Annotated in this window: 12 protein-coding genes; 9 read left to right on the forward strand and 3 right to left on the reverse strand. The window is 43.5% G+C overall.

The features are described 5' to 3' along the window. Positions 1-392: 392 nt before the first annotated feature. From R8269_RS06690 to R8269_RS06715, 6 genes are all read left to right on the forward strand, one after another. Positions 393-1,421, forward strand: a complete 1,029-nt coding sequence (locus tag R8269_RS06690) for an amino acid ABC transporter substrate-binding protein (protein WP_005377403.1) — start codon at positions 393-395, stop codon at positions 1,419-1,421. Between the two features lie 73 nt (positions 1,422-1,494). Beyond that, entirely contained in the window at positions 1,495-1,620 is a 126-nt protein-coding gene (locus R8269_RS06695) for a hypothetical protein (RefSeq protein WP_256895753.1), read from the forward strand. Between the two features lie 19 nt (positions 1,621-1,639). Next, entirely contained in the window at positions 1,640-2,845 is a 1,206-nt protein-coding gene (locus R8269_RS06700; RefSeq protein ID WP_005377402.1) for an amino acid ABC transporter permease, read from the forward strand. Position 2,846: 1 nt separating this feature from the next. Continuing rightward, positions 2,847-3,944, forward strand: a complete 1,098-nt coding sequence (locus R8269_RS06705; protein ID WP_005389988.1) for an amino acid ABC transporter permease — start codon at positions 2,847-2,849, stop codon at positions 3,942-3,944. A 23-nt stretch (positions 3,945-3,967) separates the two neighbouring features. Next, positions 3,968-4,717, forward strand: coding sequence for an amino acid ABC transporter ATP-binding protein (locus R8269_RS06710; protein WP_005377400.1), 750 nt, complete (start codon positions 3,968-3,970; stop codon positions 4,715-4,717). 249 nt (positions 4,718-4,966) lie between these two features. Further along, positions 4,967-5,629 (forward strand): Bax inhibitor-1/YccA family protein, encoded by a 663-nt coding sequence (locus R8269_RS06715; RefSeq protein WP_025766607.1) that lies wholly within the window; start codon positions 4,967-4,969, stop codon positions 5,627-5,629. Positions 5,630-5,705: 76 nt separating this feature from the next. On the opposite strand, the gene R8269_RS06720 is transcribed toward R8269_RS06715, so the two are convergent. Then, complete coding sequence (locus R8269_RS06720) at positions 5,706-6,080, reverse strand: chromosome partitioning protein ParB (RefSeq protein WP_025766606.1); 375 nt, start codon at positions 6,078-6,080, stop codon at positions 5,706-5,708. Positions 6,081-6,488: 408 nt separating this feature from the next. Between R8269_RS06720 and R8269_RS06725 the strand changes: the two genes are divergently transcribed. Next, positions 6,489-6,818, forward strand: a complete 330-nt coding sequence (locus R8269_RS06725) for a TusE/DsrC/DsvC family sulfur relay protein (RefSeq protein WP_005377396.1) — start codon at positions 6,489-6,491, stop codon at positions 6,816-6,818. Between the two features lie 2 nt (positions 6,819-6,820). On the opposite strand, the gene yccX is transcribed toward R8269_RS06725, so the two are convergent. Beyond that, positions 6,821-7,093: an acylphosphatase gene (gene yccX / locus R8269_RS06730; protein ID WP_017634611.1), complete on the reverse strand. Its 273-nt coding sequence runs from the start codon at positions 7,091-7,093 to the stop codon at positions 6,821-6,823. 90 nt (positions 7,094-7,183) lie between these two features. On the opposite strand from yccX, the gene R8269_RS06735 reads away from it, so the two are divergent. Further along, positions 7,184-8,587 carry a methyl-accepting chemotaxis protein gene (locus R8269_RS06735; protein WP_054730265.1) on the forward strand — a complete coding sequence of 468 codons (1,404 nt, stop codon included), beginning with the start codon at positions 7,184-7,186 and terminating at the stop codon, positions 8,585-8,587. Between the two features lie 161 nt (positions 8,588-8,748). After that, entirely contained in the window at positions 8,749-9,942 is a 1,194-nt protein-coding gene (locus R8269_RS06740) for a class I SAM-dependent methyltransferase (protein ID WP_054574168.1), read from the forward strand. 53 nt (positions 9,943-9,995) lie between these two features. Here the strand turns inward: R8269_RS06740 and R8269_RS06745 are convergent. Next, positions 9,996-13,463, reverse strand: a 3,468-nt coding sequence (locus R8269_RS06745; RefSeq protein WP_318222488.1) for a VWA domain-containing protein, incomplete at its 5' end; no start/stop codon positions are given.

A 13,463-nucleotide genomic window follows, 5' to 3' on the forward strand; every position in this document is an offset into this window, starting at 1 on the left:
CTGTTTCGGTATCACAAATAATTTTTGTTTGAATTTTTACTGAACTTCACCTTGCTCAGCTAATGACAGTTTTAATAACAACTTTTTATTCTTTTGTATTGTTCACTCTTCTATTGATTGTTCTGATGCACCAAATTGTCCATGAATTGCACTATTTACAAACAATTAACATTTCGTCATTCTAAATCTCAAGGCACTTTGTAAGTTCTCTCAAAACTTCATTTAAATTATATATTTGAGAATTAACAGATCCTTTCCTACGCTTATAACTGGTTGATCTATCGAATGCCGTTTCTTCGAAAATCAATCACGTAGGACGATAACTCTAACGAATTGGACACGTTATTTCAGGTCACTCCTGATTAAACATGGATCATACAGGAAGGATACAAATGGCAAATAAACTCACAGTTCTTGCTTCCGTCGTAGCGGCTTCTACTGCGATGATGGCAACATCAGCTCAAGCAGCAGACACTACTCTGGACAAAGTCACAAAACAAGGCTTTCTTACTTGTGGCGTAAGTACCGGTCTACCTGGTTTCTCTAACCCTAACTCAAAAGGCGAATGGGAAGGTATCGACGTAGAATATTGCCAAGCACTGGCTGCAGCCGTTCTTGGGGATAAAACGAAAGTTAAATATGTACCCCTAACCGCAAAAGAACGTTTCACTGCGCTTCAATCTGGTGAGATTGATGTGCTTTCCCGTAACACGACCTGGACTCTCCACCGTGACACTGCACTGGGCCTAAACTTCGTAGGTGTGAACTACTACGACGGTCAAGGTTTTATGGTGAAGAAGGAACTTGGTATCTCAAGTGCTAAAGAGCTTGATGGTGCGTCGGTATGTGTTCAATCAGGTACAACAACCGAGCTAAACCTTGCAGATTATTTCCGCAACCAAGGCATGGCGTACAAACCAGTGGTATTCGACACAGCTGCGCAAACTTCGAAAGGTTTTGATGCGGGACGCTGTGACGTATTAACAACTGACCAATCTGGCCTTTATGCACTGCGTTTGAATTTGAAAGATCCGTCCTCTGCGGCCGTTCTTCCAGAAATCATCTCTAAAGAGCCACTAGGTCCAGTCGTTCGTCAAGGCGATGATCAATGGTTTAACATCGCTAAGTGGACATTGTCTGCGATGATTAACGCTGAAGAATACGGTATTAGTTCGAAGAATGCGGATGAAATGCTGAAGTCAACAGATCCAAACATCAAGCGTATCCTCGGTGTTGATGGCCCTAAAGGCAAAGGGTTGGGTATCCGCGACGATTGGGGCTACCAGGTTATCAAACAAGTTGGTAACTATGGTGAAAGCTTCGAACGTACAGTCGGTACTGGTTCGCCGTTAGAAATCTCTCGTGGCGTTAATGCGCTATGGAATGCAGGCGGCTTTATGTACGCGCCACCAATCCGATAGAAAGAGTTAATCAGGGCGGTTCATGCCGCCCTTTTTCTTGATTATATCTCACTGTATGAGTAAGGATCGCTCATTGGATGGCGAAAAGCGCTCGCTTGGTGGAACGGCTTTAAAGGTTCGTAAGCCACTAGACATGAGAGAGTTATTCTTTAGCCAGCAAGGACGAAACTTCGTTATACAGGCCGATATCTATAACTAAGGTTTGAGGTTATCGCTGTATGAAACCGACACAAGATGCATCGCCAAGTACGATGTCCAAACCAAGCGGAAGCAAGAGCCTGATTTATAATCCTGCCTTTCGTTCTGCTATTTTCCAGATCATTGCCATTGCTGCACTGGTATTTTTCTTTTACACGATTGTAAACAACGCTCTCAATAACTTAGATGCTCGTGGTATTGCAACGGGCTTCGGTTTTCTGAATCAAGAAGCCGGGTTTGGTATTGGGTTAACATTAATTGAATACGATGAAACGTACTCTTACGGCAGAACATTTATCATCGGCCTTCTTAATACGGCGTTAGTCTCCGTATTAGGTATTATTCTGGCTACTGTGATTGGCTTTACCATGGGGGTTGCCCGCCTTTCTTCTAACTGGTTAGTTAGTCGTTTAGCGGCAGTTTATATCGAAACTTTCCGAAATATCCCCCTTCTTCTGCAAATATTCTTCTGGTATTTCGCTGTTCTTCAAGCATTACCCTCACCACGCCAAAGCTTAAGTCTTGGTGAAGCTATTTTCCTGAACGTTCGTGGCTTATATTTCCCTGCACCGACTATGGAACCTGGCAGTAGCTACGTTATTGCCGCGTTAATCTTCGGGGTAATCGCAAGCTTATTAATTAATGTATGGGCGAACAATAAGCAACGTCTCACTGGGCAACAAACCCCAATGGGAAGAATAGTTTTGGGTTTAGTGGTTGGCCTTCCATTGGTTGTGTACTTCCTTGCTGGTATGCCAATTTCACTGAATTATCCTGAACTAAAAGGGTTTAACTTCCGAGGTGGTATTAGCATTATTCCTGAATTGGCTGCGCTACTTTTGGCATTGAGTGTTTATACAGCTTCTTTCATTGCTGAGATTGTGCGCTCTGGTATTAATGCGGTTAGCCATGGTCAAACCGAAGCAGCGATGTCGCTAGGCTTACCACGCTCGAAAACTTTAAAGCTTGTTGTCATTCCTCAAGCGTTACGAATTATTATTCCACCTTTAACCAGTCAATATCTCAACCTCACCAAAAACTCATCGTTAGCGATGGCGATTGGTTACCCAGATCTTGTCTCTGTGTTTGCTGGTACTACCCTGAACCAAACGGGACAAGCGATTGAGATCATTGCGATGACGATGGGCGTGTACTTGACATTAAGTCTGATTACGTCTGCATTAATGAACTTGTATAACCGTAAAGTCGCGCTGGTGGAGAGATAATATGAGTACTCATCAATTTCAACCGGATCTCCCGCCACCCGCCAATACTGTAGGCTTCGTTGGTTGGATGCGGAAAAATCTATTTAATGGCCCTATCAATTCCATTGTTACTGTCATTCTTGCGTATATTGTCGTAACTGCAATATGGTATATCGTGGATTGGGCGTTTATTAACGCAGACTGGATTGGCTCAACGCGTGACGACTGTAGCCGAGATGGTGCTTGCTGGGTATTTATCAGCGTGCGCTGGGAGCAGTTCATGTATGGTTTTTATCCAGAGTCCGAACTATGGCGCCCTCGCCTGTTCTATATCACATTAGCCATATTTACTGTTTTACTCGCGTATGAGAAGACACCGAAACGGATGTGGATTTGGCTTTTCTTCGTAAACATCTACCCATTCATCATCGCTGGGCTGTTATACGGGGGTGTCTTTGGACTAGAAGTGGTCGATACACACAAATGGGGTGGATTACTCGTTACGCTCATTATTGCGTTAGTTGGTATCGTAGTTTCACTGCCAATTGGTGTGGTGCTTGCGCTTGGTAGACGTTCAGAGATGCCGATCATTCGCAGCATTTGTACCGTCTACATTGAAGTTTGGCGTGGCGTTCCGCTTATTACGGTTTTGTTCATGGCTTCGGTTATGCTTCCATTGTTTATGTCTGAAGGTTCAGAGACAGATAAACTGATTCGCGCCCTTATCGGTGTGGTTATGTTTGCCTCCGCTTACATGGCAGAAGTGGTACGCGGTGGTCTACAAGCCATTCCGAAAGGTCAATATGAAGCCGCTGATGCGCTTGGGTTAAGTTACTGGAAAAAGACTGGGCTGATTATCTTGCCACAGGCGCTAAAGATTACTATTCCTTCTATCGTGAACACCTTCATCGGTTTGTTTAAAGACACCAGTTTGGTACTCATCATTGGTATGTTTGACGTACTCGGTATAGGGCAAGCAGCAAACACCGACCCTGAATGGTTAGGCTTTGCTACAGAAAGTTATGTATTTGTCGCGTTAGTGTTTTGGGTATTTTGTTTTGGCATGTCACGCTATTCGATATGGCTTGAAAACAAACTTCATACCGGTCACAAACGATAACTCATCAAGATCAAGGACGTATTATGACGCAACAACAAGACTACATGATCCAATTGAAGGACATGAATAAATGGTATGGTGAGTTTCACGTACTAAAAAATATTAACCTCGACGTTAAGCGCGGCGAGAAAATCGTTATCTGTGGTCCATCAGGGTCGGGAAAATCAACGATGATTCGCTGTATTAACCGTCTTGAAGAGCACCAAGCAGGCAGCATTTACGTCTCTGGTACGGAATTAACTGAAGACTTAAAGAACATTGAAGCAGTACGCCGAGAAGTGGGCATGTGCTTTCAACACTTTAATCTCTTCCCTCATTTAACCGTACTGGAAAACTGTACGCTCGCGCCTATCTGGGTGAAGAAGATGCCAAAAGATGAAGCAGAAGCAGTTGCGATGAAATATCTGGAACGTGTTAAAATTCCAGACCAAGCGGAGAAGTATCCCGGTCAGTTGTCTGGTGGTCAGCAACAACGCGTGGCGATTGCTCGCTCTTTGTGTATGAACCCTAAAGTCATGCTTTTTGATGAGCCAACATCTGCACTCGACCCGGAAATGGTTCGCGAAGTACTGGATGTAATGGTCGAACTCGCCGAGGAAGGCATGACTATGCTTTGTGTGACACATGAAATGGGCTTTGCTAAAGAAGTTGCCGATCGCGTGATATTCATGGACGCAGGAGAGATCATCGAAGAAAACAACCCTGTTGATTTCTTCGAAAATCCTCAATCGGATAGGACCCAAAATTTCCTAGCGCAAATCTTACACCACTAAGATTTAGCCGAATCGACATAAAAAAGCACTGGTTTCTATGAAGCCAGTGCTTTTTGTTACTAAATTCAAAAATCTGTGTAAGAATCAACATAGCTATGCTAGGCAGTAATATTGTGTTACAAGTTGCCAAATACATAACATCTTATTTCTATTATTATTTTATCTAAGTTACGTATGGTTAGGGCTTGATTTTTTGAACTTTCAATCCCATAAATGTACTTAAAAGAAAGTCTCTTATCGAGGAAGATTATGAACAGTCCAATGTTTACCCGCACTTCAACTCAAGAAAGTGCTCTACAAACGAACAAAGTATTGCGTAATACTTACGCTCTACTTTCAATGACACTTTTATGGTCGGCAGTCGTTGCTGGCGTTGCAATGGCATTTAACCTTCCACATCCAGGTATCATCCTAATGCTGGTTGGTTTCTACGGCCTATTATTCTTAACAGAGAAAAACCGTAACAACAGTCTTGGCCTTGTGTTTACGTTCCTATTTACTGGCTTCTTAGGTTACACCGTTGGCCCTATTCTAAACATGTACATTGGTGCAGGCATGGGCGATATCGTATTAACCGCACTCGGTGGTACGGCACTATCTTTCATGGCAGCATCGGCATACGCACTAACAACGAAACGTGACCTATCGATGATGGGTGGCTTAATGCTATCACTATTTGTTGTGCTGGTTGTGGGCATGATTGCAAGCTTCTTTATTCAATCAACCCTCTTACACTTGGCGTTGAGCAGCTTGTTTATCATTTTCTCTACTATGGCGATCCTGATGACAACACAAAGCATTATTCGTGGCGGTGAAACAAACTACATCTCTGCGACAGTAACTTTGTATGTATCAATCTACAACATCTTCATCAGCCTACTAAGCATTCTAGGTATTATGAACGACGATTAATCGTTTCTCGTTAAGTAGAATAAAAAAGCCCGAAGGTAATTCCTTCGGGCTTTTTCTTTGTGTGCAATTCAGTGTATTACGCCTGCTCTACTGACAACTCGATAACTTCGTCAGCTTCTGGATTTTCTCTAAAGCGTCTCACTTTGATCGTTTCCTCTCCTAACATGATTTGCTTGGCGATTCGGTGCATACCGTCAAAAACACGATAGTCACTGGTTAAGATTACCGGATACGACAAATCAGCATTGTTGATTCGTCGGCAATGTTTTGCAATTTCACGGCAGGTTGGCTGTGGCCCTTCATGACTAAACCAAGTCACTTCATTTGGGCCTTTTATATCATCAATCGCAATTTCTTCTACAGGTAAGGATTCTGCAAGTTGCCAAATTCGCTCGATGGACCAAGTGGATTTTACATTGTCATTAATCTCAATGTAACGTTGTTTCGACATGACTAACTCCTTGTCATCATTGTTGTTTCTAACCTGAATACAGGCTTTTCATCAATCAAAGAGAATATCGGTCTATGAAAACAAACACAACGTTGTCAGCTATTCATTCACCCATAAAATCCCATAATCAGACAAGTAGCCAAGAAAAAACCAAAACAAAAATGAATAAGCCTGGATATCCATGCAATTTCGTTGGTACTCACACCGTAAAATTTCTAACAAACTGAATAGTTTCTTATTTATTTGAATAAAAGAGCATTTATATCAAAGTGCCTAGCTCAGTCAAAAACACTCACCATTTTGTACGCTTTTGCTTCGCTCGATACGACTTCGAGATTCTTTTGTTGAGAACATTCTCGGCTGTCGCTAATCTATAAACATCCATGTTTACTTAACGGATAAAACGTTATGTTCGTTTACAACGGCAAAGAAATTGAAACGGATGCTCAAGGCTACTTATTGGATCATACTCAATGGGAAGAAGGTATGATTGAGCTTTTAGCAAAAGAAGAAGACATCGAGCTTACGGATGCTCATTTGGAAGTTGTGCATTTTGTGCGAGACTTTTATGAAGAGTTTAATACCTCCCCTGCAGTGCGTATGCTTGTGAAAGCGATGGAAAAAGCGCACGGCCCAGAAAAAGGTAACAGTAAGTATCTATTCAAGCTGTTTAAAAAGGGGCCAGCCAAACAAGCAACCAAATTAGCCGGCCTACCAAAGCCAGCTAAATGCTTGTAGATTCATAAAATTTTAAAACCGCGTAACGGCTTATACGACGCAGGTTCCTGCATCACATGCTCTACTGTTGCCGTTCGCGGTCCTTCTTGTAACCATTCCGAAAACGCAACTATTTGCGCGTCTGTTCCACACGCCATCACTTCAACATCGCCATTGTTTAGGTTCTTCGCATAACCTGTTAACCCTAGCTTCAATCCTTGATGGGAAGTATGGTAACGAAAGCCGACGCCTTGAACGTGACCTTTTACTATAAATCTCTCACACTTTACGTTCATCTTTGTACCGCTTCTTTTTACTGAGTGATATATTCTTTTCGTCTATTCACCCCACTAAGGATAGTGGGTTTTTGCACGGTTATTATAATTATGAAAGAAATTCCATTCCGCTGGATTGATAAGTATCTCATTCACTTAAAGATTCAAGAAAAGTTCTATTTGCTCTTCGTTCTCCCTCTTCTTGCTTTAGTCATTCTCACTCTCGTCCTTAATAGCGCGGCTAATACACTGATCTCAAGTATGTACCAAGAAGAGCTCATGCTTATGAAAGGTCTGATAGAGGCAGGCAACCTTTCTCAATCTCAAGTAGCAAGCCTCATCGCTGGTTCAGAAACCGTTTCTATTGGCTCTGGTTCGCAATCCGTGTCTGTTTTAAATGGTACGTACAGTTTGGTTGCGAACCATGAACTTTCTTTATGGGCTGCCCTATCAACGACTCAAGTAAGCATTATCTGTGTGAGCTTGTTTATTCTCGCTCTTGGCGTTTACTACATCATGACGTTTATTGGCGGCGCGATGTTCACGATGAACAAAGCATTAAACACTCTTGCGGGTGGCGACTTAACTGCGAGAATGAACTTCTTCCCTGTTCGCGACGAGTTTAGTGAAATTGCTATTACGATAGACAAAGTTGCAGAACGAGAGCAACAAATGGTGCTGTCGATTCAAGAGTCTGTGGCGTTAATGCAACAAATTAGCTCAGACCTGAATCAATCGATTCATCACAGTTCAGATATTTCAGCGACTCAGCAGGAACACCTCAACTCTCTTGCGAGTGCAACTGAACAGATGGCATCAACGATTCGAGAAGTCGCGACACTAGCTCACGATTCAAGCACGCAAACCGATGATGCGCGAAACGTGGCTCAGTCTGGACAAGTGAAAGTTGAGAATACGCTTCACTCGATTTCGAACCTTTCTAATGAGATTCAATCTGCGTCTCAAGCCGTTGCCGAGTTAGATGCCAATGCAGCACAAATTGATGAAGTCGTGACAACCATCAATGGGATCTCCGAGCAAACCAACCTACTTGCTCTGAACGCGGCTATTGAAGCTGCACGTGCTGGAGAACAAGGTCGTGGATTTGCGGTCGTTGCGGATGAGGTTCGCGCTCTTGCGGGACGCACTCAGCAAGCGACAGTTGAAATCCAAACGATGATTGAATCATTACAGCGTAACAGCCAGTCGCTTACTAAGCTGATGGAAGTGACAGTTAATAATGCAAATGAGGGACAAAACCTCATGACGGAAGTGAATCACGAAATCGGCTCTTTGGCAGATAAAAATCAAACTATCTCCGACAGTAGCATTCAAATTGCAACAGCAGCTGAAGAGCAAGGTGTAGTCGCGGACAATATCGCCTCAAGCGTTGAAGAGATTCGAGTTCAAGCAGATAACGTGTGCAATATGATAAGCACGACTTCACAAAACGTTGATCAACTGCGTAAGCAAAGCGACACCATGGAAACACTACTTACTGGACTTAAAGCATAGCAACGGAATCTGTTACAGCAAATTCAAATAAAAGGGTCACTTTAGTGACCTTTTTTGTATTTAAAAGTCACTACAATGTACTGGATTGCCGAGGGATATTGCTTTTACCATTCACATCCCGGACAATACGCCCCTTTCAAAATTCAACAAGAGCTAATGAAATGACAGCTGCTATCTATTTGGTTAAAGGTCGTGAGAAATCGGTCAAGCGCAAGCACCCTTGGATCTTCTCTCGAGGCATCAACAAAGTTGAGGGCGAACCTGCTCTTGGCGAAACGGTTGATGTATTCACTCACGACGGTAAATGGCTAGCTAAGGCGGCATATTCGCCAGCTTCACAAATTCGTGCTCGTATTTGGAGTTTTGATAAAGAAGAAATCGACACCGCGTTTTTCGTTAAACGACTTAAAGACGCACAACTTCTTCGTGAAGACATTATCGAACGTGATGGCCTTACGGGTTATCGCCTTATCGCAGCAGAGTCTGACGGCTTACCAGGCGTTACGATCGACCGTTACCAAAATTTCTTTGTGTGCCAACTTCTCAGTGCTGGCGCAGAACACAATAAGCAGGCTATTGTTGACGCTCTGGTTGAGTGCTTCCCTGATTGTAATGTGTACGAGCGCTCTGACGTGGCCGTTCGTAAAAAAGAAGGTTTAAAAGAGATCACGGGCGTCTTGCACGGCGAAGAGCCACCTAAATCGGTCGTCATCGAAGAAAATGGCGTAAAGATTAGTGTAGATATCGTTGGCGGACACAAAACAGGTTTCTACCTAGATCAACGTGATAGTCGCCAGCAAGCGATGAAATATATGAAAGGCAAAGAAGTTCTTAACTGCTTCTCTTACACTGGTGGCTTCGGACTTTACGCTCTAAAAGGTGATGCAAAGCGTGTGATTAACGCTGACGTGTCACAACCTGCTTTAGATACCGCAAAATTCAACGCAGAACTAAACGAGTTTGATATTTCGAAGAAGCGTGCCGTCTTCCTAAATGCAGACGTGTTTAAGCTGCTTCGTGAGTATCGTGATCAAGGAACTCAGTTCGATGTTGTGATCATGGACCCACCGAAGTTCGCAGAGAGCAAAGCACAACTAAACGGCGCATGTCGTGGTTACAAAGACATCAACATGCTAGCAATGCAAATTCTAAAACCGGGCGGCACGCTACTGACCTACTCGTGCTCTGGCTTGATGGATCAAGTTCTGTTCCAGAAAATCATCGCTGATGCAGCCGTAGACGCTAACCGCCAAGTAAAGTTTGTGGAGCGTTTTGAGCAAGCCGCTGACCACCCAACCGATACAGCATATCCAGAAGGCTTCTACTTAAAAGGTTTTGCATGTAAAGTGCTTTAGGCTACGAATAAGTAAGACAAAGCAGAAGAAAAGGGCCTACTGGCCCTTTTTCATTATGGCTCTAAGTTAACCTTAGTTAGTGCGGATAACACATCTCTCTCAAAGTCCGCATTTCCCACGATTAAATCACTAAACTCTGTCGCCCCGTTTTCTATTACGATAGTTTGAATTGAGTTTCCATCGTTATGGGTTATTTCTAGAGATAAGTCATCGCCATCAATGTTCAAGTCAATACTATTAAGAAGTTCTTCTATCGTATTGTGCCCTGCATCTTCAACTACTTCACTCAGATCTAAGGTGTCCAAATCTCTCTCAAAACCTCTAATTAGATCTGTTCCTGTATCCAAGGAGTCGTTGACCCATTTAAAGACATCTGCCTCGTTATCATTACCGATCAAGATGTCATGACTTACATCTACTTCAGCTTCAATAATATTTGCAGAGCCATTACTTGAAGCATTTACTCCTCCGTTTTCATCAATAATTAATTGCAGGGTATTCTCACTTTGATCGCCATCGTTATCCGTCAATACATAATCGAAGTCTAACGTTTCAACTGTATCACCCACCGCACCATAAAATGCATACGCACCATCGTTTAGGTCGATTTCCAGAGTATGTTTGCTGTCGATATAGATAGTAAGCTGCATCGTTGTGTCGTCAAATGCATGCGAAATACCATCGTTATTGTCAGTTACTATTAGGTCTGAACCATCAAACGAATAAGTGACACCGTCATGTTCTATTTCGCTAATATAACCACCATCTGCACCAATACCTGTATCTGGAGAAGTGGTATACATCAAGTTCCCCCCAACAGGTTGAATCACTGACTGCAACATAACCGGAGGTAATTGAGTTACGTCAGGAACCACAACACCATCAAGGTCTTGATTCAAAAAGCCATCATATGCTACGCGATCTAATTGCTCCGGCATAAGATTAACGCCCATACCATACGCTAGGGCTGTTATCTGATTATCAGGATCGGTTAGGTGATCAATCCAACTCTGCTCGCGAGCGTCGTTTATAAATGATGACGCAGGGTTTGGCTGACCATCTGACAAGAAGTAACTAACATTCGACGCACTGGTTAACTTACCTACATCATCCCATGACTGTTTTGCTTCATTTAGCGCGTTGTTATAGTTAGTCGCGCCACCCGCAGTTAGCGTCTCAATATACGCTTTGGCATCCTCGACCGTCAGCCACGTCGCAGCACCTATAGCGTAAGTGGATGCTGTACTGCTATAAGTAATAATTTGAACTCGCGTTTGACCGATAGACTCATATTGATTCAATAACTGAGTTGCCGAATCTTTCATTATCTGCAAGCGATTATCCGTTCGCATAGAACCCGAGACATCCATTATGAGCTGAACGTTGGCACTTTCTTTAGTTTCTGCAACTACATCGTGAATAATAGATGCAGAATCTGGTGAGTCATCTTCCACAATAACGTTGACCGTTGTGGAGTTAGTAAGACCACGAGCATTCGAGACAAGCACAGGCACCTCAATATTTAAGGTGTCTTCTCCAGATGGGTTGGAGTGATCAATCGGACCAAGAAGCTCCGTAGATACCACTCCAGTATCATTGACTGATATTTTGATAACCTCTTCACCGTTCGCTGAACCGATAAGCATTTGGTCGTTATTTGATAACGTCCACGTTACAGAGATACCGTTACTAGTAAGAGCTGTAGATGGTTCACTGAGCGTAACAGAATCAACGGTTTGACCCAGCGTCAATTGTTCTACATCAGTACTCGAGTCAGTTGTGTCATCAAAGCCGTTTAGAGCAGAGTCATCAGCAATGGCGTTGCTTAAGCCTTCCTCAGAAACGTTTAGTGTTACACCTTCTACAATTGGTGGGGCGTAAGGGTTGACAGAAAAGTACCCCGTTTTACTGTCACCATCATTATCAGTAATCGTGTAGTTAAAATCGATATCCCCATCGCCATAAGGTGAGGTCAAAGGCAAGTATTGGAAGAACTCCCACTTTCCAGTGCTAGGTGTAAGTTGAACTTCGAATGCAAGCTCTCCATCAGCCTCTGCAATCAGTCTATTAGAGTTTTGTGGATCGACGTATATCAACACGTCTTTACCATCTAGAGTCTCTAAACCAGCCTCACCTCCATTTAAGACTATAGAACCAGGGCCATCAGCTCCATATACAGCACCGAGGTTCCCATCCGCACTAGCAATTGGCACGCCAGAGTACGCACCTGTAAAGGTTATTGATTTAACGGTAAAGTCACTGTTGTCTTCAGTATCCGGGCCATTGCCATTACTGGTCGCCTCGAGGATGATTTTATCAAAGCCTCCCTGTTGAACATTGAAATTTGCCGCGTAATCACCACTGCTTGCGTCAGAGCTGAACGATTGCTGAGCAATTAATACACCATCTCTATAAAAAGATGCGATTCCTTTCTCAAGTTCACCACCAAACATTTTCTCAAATTCTATTTCTGCTCCGTAAGCAACTTTATTGCCTAAGTCTATGATTAACTGCTCTGACACACCCTCATTACCCGCGAATCGATAATCGACTTCGTTTTCTAATTGGAAGCCGTTGTTACCAGAACTTTTAACGCCAATCCCTTCTGATGATTGATTGATTTCAGCTGTTCCCAGCATCACAGATTCGTCAGACACAAAACCGTTTGCAGTCACAACAACATCCCCAAATGTTCGACTGGTTGCGTCTGCCTCACTTCCTGCAAAATCTATGCGCCCTGTCAGAACGTTAGGTGCACCAGTAAGCGACACATCGACGGGTTGAACAACCACAGGCACGTATGGGCAATCATCTTCAACGGCCACATTTAAGCTTTGAGATGTTGTTGTTTGTCCATCACTTACAGAAATCTGTAAATCAAAGTTGATGATGTCTTCCACATTATTAGCAGGATGATCAAGTGGCTCAAACAGAGTGATAGTATAGTCCCAAGAACCTTGACCTGAAGCTGAAGGCTCGCTCAGCACAACAGTAGCAACAACGCTCAGGTGAGCAGTTTTCGCAGTCAGCGTTTGAGTACTGTTGTCCCACGTCCACGATATAGGCTCCCCTCCTGATGTTAGGTTGTTAGGGCCTGCCAATACCACTGAAACATTCGCCGTGTCTGGATCGGCAACTGTGAATGTTCCTGAGAAACTTGCGGAGTTAGTAGTGTCTGAAGGGGATCCTGTATTATCAGGGATACCATTAGCTAAACCTTCTTCCGAAACAACTGCATTCACAACATTTGAAATAGAAGGAGGAGCATCATTATCAATAATCGTCGCCGTACCCGTATCACTGCCTTGTACTGCGGCAATGCCGGTTACTGTCACACTGAAATCTTCAGGGCCTTCATAAACAGCATCATCAATGGCAGCGATACGCACATCAAACTCAGTTTGCCCTGCCGGCACGGTCACCACACCATCGTTTGGCACTGTCACCCAACCGCTTCCGGTGTTGTATTCCAAGGTACCTAAGTCACCGGCTTCGGTATCGCCTAAGTTGAGGCCAAGCTC

It is taken from the genome of Vibrio sp. Vb0667 (assembly GCF_033391095.1).

Bases quoted from the DNA above. Each gene is read 5' to 3' on its own strand.
- R8269_RS06690 (WP_005377403.1), top strand. From the start codon at position 393: ATGGCAAATAAACTCACAGTTCTTGCTTCCGTCGTAGCGGCTTCTACT.
- R8269_RS06700 (WP_005377402.1), top strand. From the start codon at position 1,640: ATGAAACCGACACAAGATGCATCGCCAAGTACGATGTCCAAACCAAGC.
- R8269_RS06705 (WP_005389988.1), top strand. From the start codon at position 2,847: ATGAGTACTCATCAATTTCAACCGGATCTCCCGCCACCCGCCAATACT.
- R8269_RS06710 (WP_005377400.1), top strand. From the start codon at position 3,968: ATGACGCAACAACAAGACTACATGATCCAATTGAAGGACATGAATAAA.
- R8269_RS06715 (WP_025766607.1), top strand. From the start codon at position 4,967: ATGAACAGTCCAATGTTTACCCGCACTTCAACTCAAGAAAGTGCTCTA.
- R8269_RS06720 (WP_025766606.1), bottom strand. From the start codon at position 6,080: ATGTCGAAACAACGTTACATTGAGATTAATGACAATGTAAAATCCACT.
- R8269_RS06725 (WP_005377396.1), top strand. From the start codon at position 6,489: ATGTTCGTTTACAACGGCAAAGAAATTGAAACGGATGCTCAAGGCTAC.
- yccX (WP_017634611.1), bottom strand. From the start codon at position 7,093: ATGAACGTAAAGTGTGAGAGATTTATAGTAAAAGGTCACGTTCAAGGC.
- R8269_RS06735 (WP_054730265.1), top strand. From the start codon at position 7,184: ATGAAAGAAATTCCATTCCGCTGGATTGATAAGTATCTCATTCACTTA.
- R8269_RS06740 (WP_054574168.1), top strand. From the start codon at position 8,749: ATGACAGCTGCTATCTATTTGGTTAAAGGTCGTGAGAAATCGGTCAAG.